At 34.6% G+C, this 17,570-nt stretch carries 19 protein-coding genes and 1 other annotated feature; of the genes, 4 read left to right on the top strand and 15 right to left on the bottom strand.

Annotation, left to right across the window (positions count from 1 at the left end; translation table 11 throughout):
- Positions 1-307: 307 nt before the first annotated feature.
- The 6 genes from ACQKN2_RS02130 to ACQKN2_RS02105 all read right to left on the bottom strand — a co-directional run bounded on the left by ACQKN2_RS02130 (position 308) and on the right by ACQKN2_RS02105 (position 7,344).
- Positions 308-1,666 carry an aspartate kinase gene (locus tag ACQKN2_RS02130; protein ID WP_427413462.1) on the bottom strand — a complete coding sequence of 453 codons (1,359 nt, stop codon included), beginning with the start codon at positions 1,664-1,666 and terminating at the stop codon, positions 308-310.
- Positions 1,667-2,612: 946 nt separating this feature from the next.
- Positions 2,613-3,950 carry a sodium-dependent transporter gene (locus ACQKN2_RS02125; protein WP_427413461.1) on the bottom strand — a complete coding sequence of 446 codons (1,338 nt, stop codon included), beginning with the start codon at positions 3,948-3,950 and terminating at the stop codon, positions 2,613-2,615.
- A gap of 453 nt (positions 3,951-4,403) precedes the next feature.
- Positions 4,404-4,628: a binding site (T-box leader), on the bottom strand.
- A 179-nt stretch (positions 4,629-4,807) separates the two neighbouring features.
- Positions 4,808-5,560 carry an alpha/beta fold hydrolase gene (locus ACQKN2_RS02120; RefSeq protein ID WP_427413460.1) on the bottom strand — a complete coding sequence of 251 codons (753 nt, stop codon included), beginning with the start codon at positions 5,558-5,560 and terminating at the stop codon, positions 4,808-4,810.
- A 73-nt stretch (positions 5,561-5,633) separates the two neighbouring features.
- Complete coding sequence (locus ACQKN2_RS02115; protein ID WP_427413459.1) at positions 5,634-6,053, bottom strand: immunity 22 family protein; 420 nt, start codon at positions 6,051-6,053, stop codon at positions 5,634-5,636.
- 62 nt (positions 6,054-6,115) lie between these two features.
- Positions 6,116-6,700 (bottom strand): SMI1/KNR4 family protein, encoded by a 585-nt coding sequence (locus ACQKN2_RS02110; RefSeq protein WP_427413458.1) that lies wholly within the window; start codon positions 6,698-6,700, stop codon positions 6,116-6,118.
- A gap of 107 nt (positions 6,701-6,807) precedes the next feature.
- Positions 6,808-7,344: an SMI1/KNR4 family protein gene (locus tag ACQKN2_RS02105; protein ID WP_323649557.1), complete on the bottom strand. Its 537-nt coding sequence runs from the start codon at positions 7,342-7,344 to the stop codon at positions 6,808-6,810.
- A 931-nt stretch (positions 7,345-8,275) separates the two neighbouring features.
- Here ACQKN2_RS02105 and ACQKN2_RS02100 point away from each other — a divergent pair.
- Both ACQKN2_RS02100 and ACQKN2_RS02095 read left to right on the top strand, forming a co-directional pair.
- Positions 8,276-8,551, top strand: a complete 276-nt coding sequence (locus ACQKN2_RS02100) for a DUF2750 domain-containing protein (RefSeq protein ID WP_427413457.1) — start codon at positions 8,276-8,278, stop codon at positions 8,549-8,551.
- Positions 8,552-8,760: 209 nt separating this feature from the next.
- On the top strand, positions 8,761-9,327 hold the full coding sequence (locus ACQKN2_RS02095; RefSeq protein WP_427413456.1) for a DUF4256 domain-containing protein: 567 nt from the start codon (positions 8,761-8,763) through the stop codon (positions 9,325-9,327).
- 344 nt (positions 9,328-9,671) lie between these two features.
- Here ACQKN2_RS02095 and ACQKN2_RS02090 read toward each other — a convergent pair whose 3' ends face one another.
- Positions 9,672-10,496, bottom strand: a complete 825-nt coding sequence (locus ACQKN2_RS02090) for a DNA alkylation repair protein (protein ID WP_427413455.1) — start codon at positions 10,494-10,496, stop codon at positions 9,672-9,674.
- Positions 10,497-10,749: 253 nt separating this feature from the next.
- Here ACQKN2_RS02090 and ACQKN2_RS02085 point away from each other — a divergent pair, with 253 nt between their 5' ends.
- Entirely contained in the window at positions 10,750-11,703 is a 954-nt protein-coding gene (locus ACQKN2_RS02085) for a TRM11 family SAM-dependent methyltransferase (RefSeq protein WP_427413454.1), read from the top strand.
- Positions 11,704-12,039: 336 nt separating this feature from the next.
- Here the strand turns inward: ACQKN2_RS02085 and ACQKN2_RS02080 are convergent, their stop codons facing one another.
- From ACQKN2_RS02080 to ACQKN2_RS02070, 3 genes are all read right to left on the bottom strand, one after another.
- A complete protein-coding gene (locus ACQKN2_RS02080) occupies positions 12,040-12,135 on the bottom strand; it encodes a putative holin-like toxin (RefSeq protein ID WP_427413453.1) in 96 nt (31 codons plus the stop codon).
- Between the two features lie 549 nt (positions 12,136-12,684).
- The gene (locus ACQKN2_RS02075; protein ID WP_427413452.1) at positions 12,685-13,071 is read right to left on the bottom strand and encodes an SET domain-containing protein; all 387 of its coding nucleotides are present in this window, start codon (positions 13,069-13,071) and stop codon (positions 12,685-12,687) included.
- Positions 13,072-13,168: 97 nt separating this feature from the next.
- Positions 13,169-13,378: a hypothetical protein gene (locus tag ACQKN2_RS02070; protein WP_323649546.1), complete on the bottom strand. Its 210-nt coding sequence runs from the start codon at positions 13,376-13,378 to the stop codon at positions 13,169-13,171.
- 370 nt (positions 13,379-13,748) lie between these two features.
- Between ACQKN2_RS02070 and ACQKN2_RS02065 the strand changes: the two genes are divergently transcribed.
- On the top strand, positions 13,749-14,090 hold the full coding sequence (locus ACQKN2_RS02065; RefSeq protein ID WP_427413451.1) for a hypothetical protein: 342 nt from the start codon (positions 13,749-13,751) through the stop codon (positions 14,088-14,090).
- Positions 14,091-14,226: 136 nt separating this feature from the next.
- Here ACQKN2_RS02065 and ACQKN2_RS02060 read toward each other — a convergent pair whose 3' ends face one another.
- From ACQKN2_RS02060 to ACQKN2_RS02040, 5 genes are all read right to left on the bottom strand, one after another.
- Entirely contained in the window at positions 14,227-14,544 is a 318-nt protein-coding gene (locus ACQKN2_RS02060; RefSeq protein ID WP_427413450.1) for a thioredoxin family protein, read from the bottom strand.
- Positions 14,545-14,673: 129 nt separating this feature from the next.
- Positions 14,674-15,570, bottom strand: a complete 897-nt coding sequence (locus tag ACQKN2_RS02055; RefSeq protein WP_427413504.1) for an NAD(P)/FAD-dependent oxidoreductase — start codon at positions 15,568-15,570, stop codon at positions 14,674-14,676.
- Positions 15,571-15,753: 183 nt separating this feature from the next.
- Positions 15,754-16,140, bottom strand: a complete 387-nt coding sequence (locus ACQKN2_RS02050) for an Rrf2 family transcriptional regulator (protein ID WP_427413449.1) — start codon at positions 16,138-16,140, stop codon at positions 15,754-15,756.
- Positions 16,141-16,263: 123 nt separating this feature from the next.
- A complete protein-coding gene (locus ACQKN2_RS02045) occupies positions 16,264-16,782 on the bottom strand; it encodes a DinB family protein (RefSeq protein WP_427413448.1) in 519 nt (172 codons plus the stop codon).
- 397 nt (positions 16,783-17,179) lie between these two features.
- Positions 17,180-17,389, bottom strand: coding sequence for a DUF6440 family protein (locus tag ACQKN2_RS02040; RefSeq protein ID WP_427413447.1), 210 nt, complete (start codon positions 17,387-17,389; stop codon positions 17,180-17,182).
- Positions 17,390-17,570 lie beyond the last annotated feature (181 nt).

The following is a 17,570-nucleotide window of genomic DNA, read 5'->3' as shown; positions in this document are numbered from 1 at the left end:
CCCGCATTAACGGGCAGTATTCTTTCTAAATCGAACGCGAAACCTCGAATACATGACCTCTATCCATGAATCAAGCAACGTTTAACTGCCCGTAAATGCCCGATTGGTGAACACTAATTAACCAGTGGGGATAAAGAACTCCCCACTGCTTAAAGTTTCACTTTATCCCGCATTAATAGGCGTCAGGTACAAATTCTCCACCCAAGAATTAAGCGTAGTTTAACTTCCCGAAGATGCCCGTTTGGTGAAGTCTACTAATCAGAGGGGTTAAAGAACTCCCCACTGATTAAAGTTTCACTATCTATCCTCACACTCTCACATGTGCAAAAAATTCCTCATAAAGTGCTTGTAAAATTTGGTTTTCAAACTCTTGTAGCACTCCGAATACTAGACTAACTTCAGAAGAACCTTGATTAATCATCTCTATATTTGCACCTGTTTTAGAAATCGCAGTTGCAGCACGGGCCGCTAGACCTGTGTTATTACGCATGCCTTCGCCTACTATAACAATCATCGAGAAACCATGACGCATTTGCACATCATCTGCATGTAACTCATTTTTCACACGAGAAAGAATACGCTCTTCATTATCTAGTGTAATTTGATTTGAACGCATAATGACAGAAATATCGTCTAAACCAGACGGTGTATGTTCATATGAAATATTTTCATCTTCTAAAATTTGAAGAAGCTTACGTCCAAAGCCTACTTCACGATTCATCAAATATTTTGACACATATAAAGTTGAAAAGCCACTGTCTGCCGAGATACCTGTAACTGGACGTCCTGTAACAGAGCGTCTTGGTACGATACGAGTACCTGGGGCTGATGGATTATTTGTATTTTTTATGTTAACGGGCACCCCAATCTTGTAAACAGGCATTAACGCTTCATCATGGAAAACCGAAAAGCCTGCATAGGATAATTCGCGCATTTCGCGATACGTAATTTCTTTAATCTCCACTGGATCATTCACAACTTTCGGATTCGCGGAGAACACACAGTCCACATCCGTAAAGTTTTCATAAAGCTCTGCTTCAACAGCAGCTGCTAAAATAGAGCCTGTAATATCAGAGCCACCGCGGTCAAATGTACGCAGTATGCCCGCTTTAGTGTAACCAAAGAAACCTGGGAATACAATAATTTCCTTAGTATATTTTAGAGGTGCTAAATTAGCATAAGCCTCTGGTAATGCACACGTGCGTTCAGGTAAATTATTGACTACCAAACCTTCTTTTGGACTTACGTAGCGCGCAGGCATACCGATGGAATTAAAATAAGCGGCGATTAGCTTTGCATTATTGTCTTCCCCTGCCGCTTTGATGCTATCAATAAATAATTCCTCATTCGATTTATCACCTTGTACACGTTCACGTAAATCTTCAGCGATCACATCACAAATTGTATAATCTAACTCCAAACCATCCGCAATCGCCATAAAGCGATTTACAACGATTTGCAATTCTTTCTCAAAATCTTCATTTTTTAATGCTGCCATTGCTAAGTTAATTAATAAATCAGTTACCTTTATATCATCACCAGAACGCTTCCCAGGTGCAGAAACGGCTACGATTTTACGTGCCGGATTAGATTTTACAATGTTTGCTACTTTTTGAATTTGTTCTGCACTTGCTACAGATGTTCCACCAAATTTACATACGATCATAACCATCAAATCCTAACTTTTTAAATTAAATGTATTCCTCCAAAAAACAATTGATTGTACACAGTGTACAAATTATCTTTCCCTACGTCAATACAATTTAAAAGATTCACGCAATTTGCCGTCGATAGAAAATGGACAATTTTCACACTGTTTGATTTATTATACGGATTTCGTATGAAATAGTTAAGGTTTTTGCAAATTTTTTTCGTAAAATCCCAATATTCGTACAAATATTTGTCTGAAATAGCTGAAATCATCTAATTTATAGAATTTTCAATGGTATATCTGACATGACAAAACAAACCACGTCTTTACGAATTACATATGGATATCAATATGAACAACTTTGATTGTATAAAGGTGTATCACTTCAACAGCAGAATGTGATTTATTACAACTACAGGTCGAAACTCTACAACATGACTTTCCGATTTGATTAGCCAATCTAAGTTTCATGCCCTTTCTCTCTATGTGTCGTAATAAAACCAAGTGACGAAATGTACCTCAATCAAGAACCCTTATATACATACTTATCTTTAGCATTTGAAACAAAGTTTTTTGCAGCAAACTTGATTGAATTGTAGTGACTTTCTTCTATATTAATTGAAGAAAACGCTTTCTCCATTATGATATGCTGAAAAAATTGTGATGTTTGTGCTATTCATGAATGATGTCAAGCTATTCTTTTTTGATTTTTCATCTGTTTTACACGGGTATTGCTTTGATTTACGTGGGTTTATGCTTTTATTTCGTGGAGGGCTGTATTCGTAGGGACCTGAGCAGTTCTTCGGCTGACCCGATCACTTTTCTTGTGGACCCGATCAGTTCTCTCTTTACCTATGCAGTTTTTGGGTTATAGTTTTACATTCACTTTGATACACTACATGAAATGCAAGATATAGCAAAAAGGCCCTAACATATTAATATGCTAGGGCCTTTTATATGTTTAAATCACGCCAATTACATTTAAAAATACAATAATAATTGCAATCGGTGCTATATAGTGAAGTAAGAATAACCATAATACAAATAATTTATAGCCTTTATTTTTACTTACACCCAGTTCTTTCATTAATACATCTTTCTTCATTTTAAACGGTACGAAGATCGCAACTAATAATACACCGAGTGGCATAAGAATATTACTTACTGTATAGTCTGCTAAATCAAAGATTGTTTTTCCAAATAATTGCACATCGCTTAATACGCCAAATGATAACGCCGATGGAATCCCTACAACAAAGATTAGTAATCCTACAATCAATGCCATTTTTTCGCGTTTCCCTTTACCTTTTGTCGTTAAAGAGGCCACGCTAATTTCCAGCATGGAAATGGCTGATGTTATCGTTGCAAAGAAAAATAGTAACAAGAAAATAATGAAGAACACTTTTCCAAATGCCATCTTACTGAAAATCGCTGGCAAGACAATAAATAATAGACCAGGTCCTTGAGATGGTTCCATTCCAAATGCGAATACTACCGGGAAAATAGCAAGCCCTGCAAGCAATGTAATGACAAGCGTTAAACCGACGATAGAAAATGCGGAACGTGGTAAACTTTCTTCTTTCGGTAAGTATGAACTATACGTAACCATTACGCCTACACCGACAGATAACGAGAAGAACGATTGCCCCATCGCATATAAAATAACTTCAGATGTTACATTTGAGAAATCCGGCTGCAAGAAGAAGCGAACCCCTTCTCCTGCCCCATCTAATGTAAGAGCACGAATAATTAATACAAAGAATAAAACAAATAGTGCTGGCATGAAATACTTATTTACTTTTTCAACACCGTTTTGTACACCTTTACTTACGATAAAAATAGTCATAAGAATAAATAATAGCTGTGATCCAACCGCTAAAAATGGATTGGAAATGATTTCACCAAATGTTGCTTCGTACGCACCATTTCCTTCCCATAGTCTACCTGTAATTGCATTCCATAAATATAATAAAATCCATCCTCCTACAACACTGTAGAATGAAAGTAATATGAAACATGTGGCAATCCCTAATTTTCCGACCCACGGCCATAGCGTCTTTGGAGCAATAGTTCTATATGCTTCAACAGCCTCTTTTTGTGTACTTCTTCCAACGACAAATTCAGCCAATAATAACGGTAAACCAATTAATAAGGTAAAACCGATGAAAATAAGGAAGAACGCACCGCCACCTCCAATACCGGCCATATATGGGAACTTCCAAATCGCACCAAGACCTATCGCTGAGCCTGCTGCAGCTAAAATGAAACCTAATTTCGATGTCCATTGCTGTGAATTCATCTCTTTATCTCCTCTCATCTTCTATTTCTTTATTTATGACAATTCGGTTTTTATTCATATTGGTCTATCGTGACTCCTTTCTCCTACAACCACTTCCTTCAGCTAGGGAAGAAAAAATATCGCGGTACCATCATAGTTGTGAAAAATACCAAGAAACTATTCAAAAAAAATGTCCCTACGCAAATACGTAGGGACGATATAATATCGCGGTACCACCCTAGTTATGAAGATACAACTAGAATAAAACCTTAATAAAAAACGTCCCTACGAAAATACGTAGGGACGATGTAATATCGCGGTACCACCCTAGTTATGAAGATACAACTAGAATAAAACCTTAATAAAAAACGCCCCTACGTAAATACGTAGGGACGATATAATATCGCGGTACCACCCTAGTTATGAAAATACAACAAGAATAAGCCCAAAATAAAAAACGTCCCTACGTAAACACGTAGGGACGATATATATCGCGGTACCACCCTAGTTGTGAAAAAATTCTTCACCACTTTATTTGATAACGGTATTCACTACCGTCTTCCACTTCCTCACAACATGTGTGATTTATGAAAGATGCTCCAGGTCGAAATTCATGATCTTCTATATACTGATTCGCACCAACCATCAGCTCTCTGAAAAAGGGAGATTATCACTACTTAATCCTATCATTGCCCAACTATAAATTTTCCGAATTGATACTATCATTTTTATCACACATAAAAAAAAGAGTCAATTATTTTTTGAATTTTTATGTATTTTCCTCTTATTTTTTGCTATAAAAATTCGAAATATGACTTTTGAATGAATTCAATCGCCTCACTTATGGTTAATTTTACATTAAAATACAGGATTAATTTTTAACTATTGTCAATTAACCTTTTCACTGCATTAACTACGACTTCTGGTTCATCATTTTGTATGTAATGGGTACTATTTTTAGCTATTATAAATTCACCATTAGAAGATATTTGAAGAATCTCTTTCTGCATTTTATTCCATAGCACTTGTGTTTCTTCTGAATAATGAGCTTTTTTTCCTGCTGATATAATAATTAAAGGGACACTTATTTCCCTTCTTGAATTCTTTAGCTGTTTCAAGCTTTCCATAAATTCATCATATGTACCTTCATTAACAAATTGTTTGTTGTAAGCATCTTGAAACTCCTTAGACATTGTTGGCAAAAACCTTTCTTTATAATCTTCGGGTGTAGAGTCAACTAGCACTAGCCCCGCAACATCTTGAGGATATTCAGAAGTATATATGCGTGCATTTACCCCACCAAAAGAATGTCCTACCAAGATGTAAGGTGGCCTAATATTCAATCGAATAAGGGCTTCTTTCAACTCTTTTACCATATATGTACTTGTTCTAGGATTCGGACTTTTTTCGCTATTTCCTAATCCAGCCCTATCATAAACTAGTACATCTGTAAGTACAGAAATTTCAGACACAATATGCTTCCACGTTTTAGAATAGTCTCCATATCCGGCATCCATTATAACAGTTGGTGTATTCTTTTTATCTCCATAATATTTTGCAAATAATTTAAAACCATTAAGTTGAACAAATGTTTCCTTCACTGTTTGACCTATCATCTTTGTATCCCTCATTCTATCCCCCTATGCAAAAACACTAGCAATATTCTCTTACTGGATAACAACTCTTTCTAATAATATAATTCCGTTATAAATCAGTTTCAAAAACACCTAAATAAGTAAGTTTATTGTACAGTTTATGTACATCTGATATTACTAATTCTGGATCCATATAATAGAACATTGAATTAATACTTTCAAAACCTTTTTCTATACTACTATCCTGTATTTCAATCCCTATTTCTGATGAAACTGATAACTCCCCCAAAAACTCTGTTATATTTCTCAACTCTTCTGTTCTAAAAACACCTATTAAATCCTCATCATACCTCCTCTCACCAATATCATTACAAAATTGACATACATTATAATCAGGGTCATCAATATCAATATCTATATCTTGATCACTGTATTCCAATTCAAAGTATTTTTCAAAAACATAAGTATCATCACGGTTAATACCCACCCATATATGAACTTTAGACATGTGCATTTTAATACAACCCACTTTCTATAATCCTCTAGGTTTTTACGTCTCTTACATAAAGTCATCCTTGTTGTTTTTTGTACTTAAAGCTTTAAATAACGGAAATCAAAATCTATTCCATCGCCATCCAACAAATTTTCTTTATACGCTATTTCTTCCTTCGAACTATCAAAAGCGATTTCTGCGTACAATTTTTGGATTTCGACTATTTCATTTAATAAATAGTCATTGAAATCTTTATATACTTTAGCCATTTTAATGGGATCATGAGAAAACAAATATACCTCTCCAGTGTCCCTATTAAAGCAAATAGGGTCATTGCTCGGACTTTCAGAAAAAACAATATATTTATCTGTTTCTTCCGTTTGAAAGTTTAATGATACAAACTCCCAAATTGAATTTGTCAATACTTCCCACTCACCAATTTTCTTAAGATTGTACATGAAATCGGAACTTTCAATATCACCAAAATTAAAGAAGTAATCTTTCGTTTGTAAGGGGATTATCCAATCTAGATATTGCTCTGTCTTTTGAAATATTTTTTCACCTTTTAATGAAATCACTTCTACATCATGATTATCAAGAAAGGATGTCAGATTTTCAATCCAATTGTCTTCCCCTATTTGTCTAATTGGTAATATCGGCTCTCTATTTATTATTTCCGACATGATGTACCTCCCTATTCGTTTTGTCCGTTTCAGATGTAAATATGAAGGATCTACACGTGATAAAAATGGTCCGATTTTAACACAAACACTTGGTGTTAATGAATATTTTACCTGACATCATAAGCATCCCCATACGACTTGAAATTTTCAGTCAACCAAAACCAATTTTCACCTTTACTAGAGTATAGATTCTCTAATAGTTCCGTAAAGCTTTTAGCAATAATCTGACTATCGCCTGGTGTTGCATGGGTATCCAAGAAACTATCGTAGCAATAACCAAAATGAGACTTGCTCATATCAATGCTTATGTATTGGCTGATTTGTTCAGATTCAGCAATAAGAAACCATTCATTACTTAGATCCCCTTCGAGTTCCTCCCAAATAACATCATCCTCTGGGTAAATCCTTTTACTAGTTGGAATAAACTCATTAGAAGAAACTATTTTTATTCCATAGGGCTTATCTACAAACATTTGTAAAGAGTTATAATTGCTAAAAAAATAATTCAAATCTTTTGGAAGCGCTAATTCACTCGTGAAATCTGTGGTCCTTTTCACAAGACTGCAATTACGATCCTGTTCAATTTTTTTAATAATCTCTGTTATCTTCATACTTACTCCTTTCATCTCAAATGTACTATTCAAACTTTCATCTTCCTGCTTAGCTATTATTTTATCCCAATTCCCCCTACTTTTCCAAATGCTACCTCACTCACTTTTAAATTCATCTTATCAATACCAGAAAAGATAAAACGGCCTGAGTCCTTTAGACTCAAGCCGCTTAATGTATTTTTATTATTTCCTTTATCTACTCGACAGGGTATAGTTCATAAAACACTATGTCTAATATTTGAGGTACTTAAAATGGATTTAGTTCACAATATCCGTTTCTAATATCCTACTTGATTTTGTTTTTTTGATCTTCCACCTTAACTCTTCAACATCCATTTGATTTAGTTTCAATTGTTTTGAGTATATAAATATACCTTCATTAACATACTCAAATCGAAATGTGGTAGTTGGTATAATATTTTTACTTTCATGATAGAAACCATTTCGTATAATTTTATCAATTGTGCATTGCTATTATATGAATATTCATCCACCAAAAATGTTTCTTCGTTCAACTCTTCGTCCCCGTCCAAGTCAACGTCCTTTAAATAGAATAATACTTTTTCAATCACAGTCTCTTTAAAAACTACACAATAAACTTGTTCTAAAACTATTTCATCATTATCACTGAAATTTTTCTACTTCCGCATGTAATAACAAAAAAACTAGGCTCACATTGTGTGAAGCCTCGTTTTTTTCTCAAGCTTAATTTTTAAAAAAATAGCTGTCCAACCGCCATCAATAACCAATTCTGTACCTGTCAGAAAGAGTGATTCGTCAGTTGCTAAAAATACAAGGCCAGAGGCTACATTAATGGGTGTTTTTTCAAGAATTGTTGCTATTCAATGTGCTGGATAGTAGAGTACGGATTATACAATTAACAACATTCAGAAAAATTATATATAGTAATTTTATATTTTTTTTGATATCTTTTTTAGGATGATACTATAAAGGAATGACCTATATGAAACTAATTAAACGATTTATTTTAAACCGTCCTGCGGAAAAGCGACTTGCAAATTTTTATGCTATGGTTGCAACGTATGAACAAGTGTGGTTACTACGTGACGAAAATGGCGACATGTTATTATTCGAAGACGAAGACAGCTATCCATTTGTACTTCCTGTTTGGCCAACCCGAAGCTTTGCTGAAATGATGGGTGCTAATTTAGACGAGACATTCTTAAGCATTCAACATACCACTTTCGATTTTTCTAGACGATTTAATTGTGGATATTGAAAATGACCGTGAAGCCATATCGATTTTCCCAAACGAAAACGATACAATTATTCAAACTAGAGATGAAATAAAGGAAATGATTCGTTTTTTATAACAAGCAGAATACTCGATGTTAAACGGAGAACTCTATCATAAGTAAGTGAATTTTTATTGAACTTACTGAGCAGTTCTGTCCAATTATGAGTAATAACAATAAGGGGGAAACTAATATGACAAAGAAAAATAAGGAGTTGTTACTAGAACAACGTAAGGAACTACTCAGAACTTTGAAAGCCCGTTTTGAGAAAAATATGAACCGCCATAAAGGTCTAGAATGGACTGAAGTACAAGCTAAGCTCGAAGCTAATACTGAAAAACTTTGGTCGCTTAATGAAATGGAAGGAACTGGCGGTGAACCGGATGTTGTTGGCCATGATGAAAAGACGGGCGAATACATTTTTTATGATTGTTCAGCGGAAAGTCCTAAAGGTCGCAGAAGTGTTTGTTACGACCGTGAAGCACTGGAGTCAAGGAAAAAGCACAAACCAGAAAATAACGCTATTGATATGGCAACTGCCATGGGCATTGAGCTTTTAACGGAAGAACAATACCGAGAGCTGCAGAAACTTGAAAATTTCGATATGAAAACTTCGAGCTGGGTACAAACACCTGCTAATATTAGAAAACTCGGCGGCGCCATTTTTTGTGATTATCGCTACGACACTGTTTTTGTGTACCACAATGGTGCAGATTCTTACTATGCAGCAAGGGGCTTCCGCGGCTCGCTAAGGGTCTAAATTTTTGTTCTCATATCCAGGTTAATATCGTTCATTTAATCAAACTTACTATAAAGCTACACCCACCTCTACAGGAGGTACCTCCACTATCGAGCAAAGAATAACATTAGGACTAGCCAAAATTGGTGAGTCCTAATGTTTCTCTGCTTGTTCGGGAAATGAAGATCTAATTTGACATGAAACATGGATCCATATTATAAGTGCTATTTCGTATTGGTATCCTCCAAATTAGCTATATATAAAAGAGAATTTCAAATGATTTTGAAATTCTCTTTTTAACAAGATTTGATAATACAAAGACCCCTACCATCCTAACTGAGTTTCATTACCTTCCTCTCAATCATTTACCCTTTTACCATTGTTCTTTGAGCCTTTTTAATGATTCTCTCAGTCGCTTTAGTTGGAGATGCTTTTTGCCATTCATCACAAAGGTTTTTTACCCACTCTGGTTGCGTTTTACTAGCATCATTTAACCAGTTGCCAACAGAATCTTGAACATACTTTGAAGGATCTGATTTAAGTAAATGTAGAATAGGAAGTGCGATTTGCGGTTCTTCCTTTAATTTTTCAATATGCTTTGTCCATACCCCGCGAGGACGGATTGATTCTAAACTAAATCTACGAATGTTTTCATCTTCACTTTTCGCCCATTCCGTTAACAAATCTACACTACTCTCGATATTTGCTGAAAGGTCCTCCCTTATTGACATCCAAGCAATTTCTCGGACACCAAAATGATGATCTGCTGCGAAAGAACGGATATACAACAATTTCTCTTCTAAAGAATGACCGTTGTTTTTATTCATAAACGCTGCCCAACATCGGACACTATCAGATACATGAGTTGAACATATTTTGATTAACTCCTCTTTTTTTGTATCACTTTCATCCATCATAACTGTATCTAATAAACTTCCTAGTAAACGTATAGCCTTCATTCCCGTTCCGACTTTTTGTTTCTCTATCTCCGTTAGTATAAATTCTAACTTTTCTTCTAGCCCTATTGGCGGTAGAACATTTTTTACTAAAGTAATATGGTGAACAGCTTGCCATTCCGTTAAATTTACACTCTCTATGGTCCCTTGATTCAACAACATTAAAACGTCAGTAGGGATATCGCTAGCCTTTCTTGCTCCCTTTCTATTTAAAACATCTTCCGTTACAACCATTAAACACCCTCCTGTATTTGTGAAACATGAAATTCGACCTGAATAAATGTCTATTTTTATATTATTTTTTCTTACAAATTATTTCCACTATTCCCTCTAATCAATTTTACCTCGACATAAATGTGAATCGATATTGATATCGAGTGGCTTCATAGAGTCACCTATGATACGATTACCAAATAAACAACTTCATTTGTTTTTTATGTACGTTAGTGAAATCAAGTGAACAACAACTTAAAAGGATGATAATCAATTGAGTAACGAACAAAATAACAGTAAATTTATATACACATATGTACATCATGTTGATGAGTACGATCTGTGCAGAATGGAGATGCGTTCATTTTTTAATTTTGATTCTCAATCAAACTATATAATAAGCCCTATTAAAATTGATCCAAGCCGAAGCCCTTTTATGCAGGACAGACTTGAAGTGCTATATGAAGATAACAGCATAGAGAACATCAAGACATTGGTGAAGGATTTAAAAGTAAAGGAAGCAACTTATAAAATAGTTTGTTTAAATAATATGGATATAGGTGAAGAGAAGAAAATTCATCTGCCGGAGCGTAGATTGATAGAACGCGAGGTAGGACTGTGCATAGATGGCGAACCAGACCTAAATGAGCCTGAAATTGTATTTGGCCTTATTTTAATAGATCGAATATGGTATTTTGGAAAGCATATGAAGAGTGAATCCATTTGGCATAATCATTTACACAAACCACACAGTTATTCAACGGCACTTAGTACTAGAGTAGCTCGTACTGTTGCAAATATCGCAGTTCCCCAGCCTCAAAATATTCGTGCGATCGACCCTTGTTGTGGTATAGGGACGGTAGTAATTGAAGCCCTTTCTATGGGAATTAATATTGAAGGGCGAGATATAAATTACAATGTTTGTCAAGGTTCCAGAAAAAACATCACTTATTTTGGGTTAACAGGCAATATTACATTAGGTCCAATCTCCGAGGTTAAGGAACATTATGATGTCGCTATAATTGATTTACCCTATAACTTATTTACGCATACATCAGCCGAAGATCAATATGATATTTTAAAACATGCTCGACGCATTGCCGATAAGGTAGTTGTCGTTACTATTGAAACAATTGATGACATGATAGAGGATGCAGGTTTTGTTATATCTGATCGATGTGTTGCTAAAAAACAATCGTTTTTACGTCAAATTTTATTATGTGAATAAAAACCATTATATCTGCTAATTTGGAAAAAATACGCCCATTAGCTTCCGATCATCTCTAAAAAAACAGTTACATAAAACAGACAACTATTTAGTTATCTGTTTTTCGCCTGTCGAATTTTATATTCTTGTGAAGCTTATATAATTCTGTATTTATTTGTTCTAATTGAATAAATACTTATCTGCGTGTTATAATTCATATTAAAGATGTATATAAAATATATAAGACCATTTAGTGTTGTAGCACCAAATGGTCTTCGTAACAAGACGAATCGCTTCAAAGGCGATTTGCAAAATGATCAAGTAAACCGACTCACATGCTTGGGAGGCAAGGGCGGTTTACTTTTTTTGTGTAAAAGTAAACGACAATGCAATTACTGAAACTATAAGTGATGAAAAACTTATAGCAACCATAATTGCTTCAAAAATAGTCATTGGCATCAACTCCTTTCTCTTCAATGGCTTGAAGAAAATAGGTGGAAATTTGATTACCAATCGCCCATAAAACCTCTATCTAGTTACTCTCTCATTATACCATATTTTAAGAATAACTCCTTTTTCGCGTAGAAATTCAAGCCACGTCAATGGACAAAAAAGCCCACTCTATTTGAATGAATAGTAGTCTTTTTCATATCGAGTGACTAAAATTAGTTGAAAAATGCTAGCAAAAACATTTTCCGGAAAAAAGTCTCTAAACCATGACAGGTTTATATCACGGTTTGTTTTGTATCATAGAAATATAAACAAGGTACAACTAGGAGGAACGCAACATGGAAAGTAGAAATTAGAGAAGCTGGAAAATCAGCTAAAGCTCCCTCCCTCCTTTCCATCTATAATGGATTATTTATTTCCAAATTTACTTTCTCGAAAAACACCATTTGAATCACGGTGTACTGTAGCAGCAAACATACCTGATAAGTAATAGACTCAATAACTTCAACAAAAAAAGCGTCAATCCTTCTTGGATCAACGCCCTGATTTATTTTAATCCTCTTTTTCCTGATCAAACCACAGTAGCTCTTTGTCATCAACATCGCCATTATAATTGATTAGAATTTCATCTCCGGCTTTAATATCCGTATAAGCAAAGAAGTCAAATGTTTGGTTTTTAAAATTAATCTCATATGTTGCATTAGGTTCATAAGAATGGTTAAACAACATACCATAACCAAGAAGGATAGCAGTTCGACCGATCCCATACTCAAAAGCGTAATCAGCGAGTAACGTTTGCTCAATGTATTGGTGTTCTTCATTTGGATAAGCAATGACAGGGGCTTCGTGTAAAAGTTGTCCTTTTTTGATATCACACGTTGCAAATACCCCTCTATTGAATTCTCCATCACTTAATGGAGATGTTTTGATCTCTATCATGTTTGTTCTCCTACTCACTTTTAAAATATTCTTTGTAGCTGTAATCATTGAACTTTTTTTATTAGCTAGTTCATTTAAACACTTCGTTTATCATTGATTAGCGTGACTCTTTTGGCGGTTGGCAAACGTCACATTTACGTTGATGTTTATTTTTAAACTTTGTAAATGTTTTTTCAAACTTGCTACCACACGCACATTTTAATAATAACTTTTGAGAAAAACCGTGATATTCCGTCGTTAGCAACTTACTTTCCGAATTAGTCTCAATAAATTCTTTAATTTTTTCAATCGTCCATTTTTTATTCAATCTTTTACACCTCTATATTTTATCTCTATGCGGAGGCTTTCATGGCATCCGTTCAGTTATAAGGAACGTCTTAATTACCTTAAGTTACTCATTATAACACGAGCTGGTATATAATCAAAACAGATTGAAAAAATCATATTTGACTAACATTCTACTACAAACATTTATGTATCAACGGTCTACCACTTTCATGTTGGGAGGAAATGTCCCCCTGTTTTATTTATGACGGTACTTCTAATGATACAAGCGCAATCTTCCCGTAATTCGAAAAGACTTCATACACGCTATTGAAATGTTCTTATGCTCCACCGAATTATTTCCTTTTTACAATATGTGTTATTCTATTAACAAAAAAAGGAGTGATATTTTGATGAATTCCTTTAGCAAATTTATAACATATATACCACCACTCATTTTAATTTTCAAATTAATTTATTTTGGAATTCCGGAATATGTGAAGCCTGTTTTTGTTTATGAATATATAATATTTTTCGGAGTATCTTATTTATTTGCTATTCTTCAAGATTTTTTTAATCCAAGTGAAAAAACAGATATATTACTACGGGTTGTCATGATCATTAGTTCTCTTATCCTATTGATTACATCCATCTACTATACAGCCACGTTTTCGATTATATTTTCTACGATTATGTTCGTTGCAATTAGTTTCTCATTATATTTAGAAATCAAGTCAAACAAGCAACAGGATTAACCTTTTTTGCTTGTCTGGCTTGATGATTATTATAGTGAAACATTCACTTCTCTAATTTTGTATACAGACGGCTTTCTTTAAATAGAGCAACCATTTTAGATGTTCATCCAAAATGGTTGTACAGCTGTTTAACGAATCATATTCCAATCATCTGCTTCAGTTGTTCAAACGGCACATATCCAATAATTGGTTCACGTAATTTATTATGAATAATCAATCGAGAATGAGGAATTCCCATTACCTTATATTCTGCTGCAATATCTGGGCTTTTTTCAACATTCACCCTTATAATTTTCACCTTACCACTGAATTCTTCATTCAGTTCTTTAAGCACCCCTTTGAACATTTTACACGGGCCACACCATTCAGCCCAAAAATTTATTAACACCATTTTTTTAGTCTTTAAGTGTTCTCTTAATTCTTCCTTTGTTGTTACCTGAACAATTGACATCATTCTTTTCCTCCTTTGTGAAAATAAAAATCTTGAAGTTATAATATGCTTATTATTATGATTAGACCGTACTCTTTCTCTTTTATCGCACATTAAAGACCTTTAATATCTGTAATTAAGCTGAAAAAATTTTTAAATTGTACTATCGAAAACAACTGCCATCGATGCTTTATATCCCTCGGCAGCAGCGACGATTAATGAAGACTGGCCGAATTTAGCTGTCTCCCCCGCTGCATACACTTTTTCCTGTGATGTGCGGCCTGCTTCATCCACCACCATGCTACCATTTTCATTTAAATGACAACCGAGCTGCTCTGCAAATTGATTCGGACGTACAAAGTTAGGTACTATAAAACCGCCAACTCTTTCTATTTCAAGCCCAGAACTAAACACTATTTTGTTTAAATACCCATCTTCACCATGAAGATTTTGAATAGACTCAGTAATGACAGTTATATCTTTTCTTTGTAGTTCATTCAATGTCGGAGCAGAAAGCTCATGACCATTTGTGGCAATCACTAAATCCTTTGACCAATTATAAATAAGCTTTCCTTTAAAAAGGGTATGTTCTTCATTTTCGGAAATAATAATTAGCGGTTGATCTCTTAATTCCCATCCATCACAAGTTGGGCAGCTGAATAAACTTTTGCCATAATACTTTCGAATATCCGGAATTGATGGAAATTCCTCTTGAACACCTGTTGCCAATATTATTCTCTCAGCAACAAACTCGATTTCTTCTAACGTCTCAATTTTAAAGAAGCCATCTGGTTGTTTCGTAATATTCTTTACCGTGTTTTGATAATAATGAACTGACGGGTATTTCTTCACATCATTCAAAGCTACTTCTTTAAACTCAGCTGGTTTAATTCCATCACGTGTTAGAAATCCATGTGATTCCTGCGTCACACGATTCCGATTTGTTCCATTATCAAATAACGCGACTTTTTTACGAGATCTCCCTAAAATCAAACTAGCGTTTAACCCAGCGCCACCTGCACCGATAATTGCACAATCAAATATTTCCATCATGTGACTCCTCCATAAATTTAGTAGAGTACATGTTGTTTGCTACACAACATGCCATAAAGGCTCAAATTAAAGTTAAAAAACAAAATGATTATAAGCTAACCTTTCGAATTAATCACAGACTTAAAAGACTCGTTATATCGACGATTAATCAAAAAATAATGGTGGACTATAAATCCACTACTATTTTTTCACAAGATCCGATATTTTGCTGTTTCTTAACTCATTCTCCAGTTTTTCTTCTGCAGATAACATTACTTCTTTTATGACACACTTAGGATCGTCAAATAAACAGCATTCAAATAATGACGATTTGCCTTCAATTGCATGGATAATATCTAAAAATGAAATATCCTCCCAGTTATGACTAAGAGTGTATCCTCCATTGGCACCCGATACAGAATTGATCATCCCCTCTTTTACTAACTTCGTGAGGATTTTAGACAAATACGTAGGTGAAACATTTTGCATCTCTGCTAATGGTTGGACACCAACTGGTTTATTCGGTTCTTCCTTCGCAAGAAAGAGCATTGTGTGTAGTGCATAATTTGTAGCTTTAGAATATTTCATACTGTTTTCCACCTCAATTAGAGACTTTACTTATCTATAATAGCATTGAATTTATACCACTTCAATATTTGTGTCTTTATGTTGATTTCGAGATGAAATTCAACCATCTTCTAAAGATAGCGGCTAACTTTGTCTCTTCAAAATGGCAAGCATCTGAAAAATCTGGCCCCTATGATGTGACTCGTGTTCAAGGAGATGATAAATAACCCACTCAGGTGTTACATTGTAATGAGGGAGGCTTCTGGATGCACGCCAATTCTCTAAATTCATAGTACGAAAATGGAAAAGTAGTTCATCACGTACACATTGTAGACGATGTAAATGTTCATCTAAGCTTTGGCCCTCTATATGGCTCAAAGTATCATCCTGATTGCGGTCTTCTTGAGGAAATAAGGAACGGATCTTTGGATTCCATTTTCCGCCAAGAACCTCTTCATAGAGCCAGTCTGCTTCAATTAAAGCGATATGATATAACAACGATCCAATCGAGTGACCGTTTAATTCGGTATCAAGATATTGCTGACTTATGCCTGATATTTTTTCTAAAAGTGTTCGCCGAACATCTTCCAAACACCATATCCATCGACCAATCTCTGACTCAAATTCCGGTAAGGGTAAGACAACCAAATTTTTTCTGTTCATCTATTTCTCCTCCGTATTCCATAAAATCAGCCTATTTGTTGCAATACGCCTGTTGCTGTTTTGCTACTTGCATCTACATGTTTATGGCGGTACTCTTTCTACTGTAAGAAACGGCAGCTACGGGAGCTAATGACCTTATCGACACGACAATTACTAATAAATATAATGTAGTCGACTTCTGATAGATTAAATGTAAATAAAAAAGTTCTGACTGAACTATATAATACGAACGCCTCCGTTAATTGAATTAAATCTAGGCTGTTTTCTCAAAGATTGTTGCTGTTAAAAAAAAGGCAGAATTAATCTAATAAAACGTGTAGATTAAATTCTGTCTTTTTATATTTCGTGAATCAAAATTTAACTAAAGCTACCATATAGTTGAACAGGATAAAGTATGTTATTCATTAGTTGGTATTATCATTGGTTTACCATCCTTATCCAATGACGGGATGATCCCCCCTGCATATCCAGCCCAACTAAATAAATAATGAATTCCTGTTTCTCTATCTACTATTATTCTGTTTCCATTAGCCACACCATTTTCTGTAAGGATTTCTTCAAATCTCTTCTTTGATCCTTTATTCTTCTCTGAGTCTTTATTTAACATTTTTTCGCCCCCATATTCATTAAATGTTAACACTATTACTGAAATTTCAAATAACACCTTTTTACACTACGCTCTTAACAGGTGATTATTACAAAAGTAGTAAAAGGCAACAATTCTCTTGGAAACTACTTAAAATAGTCATTTCACAGACTTTCATCCAGTTGTTTACATCTAATATACA

It is taken from the genome of Lysinibacillus sp. NPDC093688 (genome assembly GCF_050280145.1).
Taxonomy (GTDB): Bacteria; Bacillota; Bacilli; order Bacillales_A; family Planococcaceae; genus Lysinibacillus; species Lysinibacillus xylanilyticus_B.
This window is presented reverse-complemented; position numbering and strand designations above follow the sequence as displayed.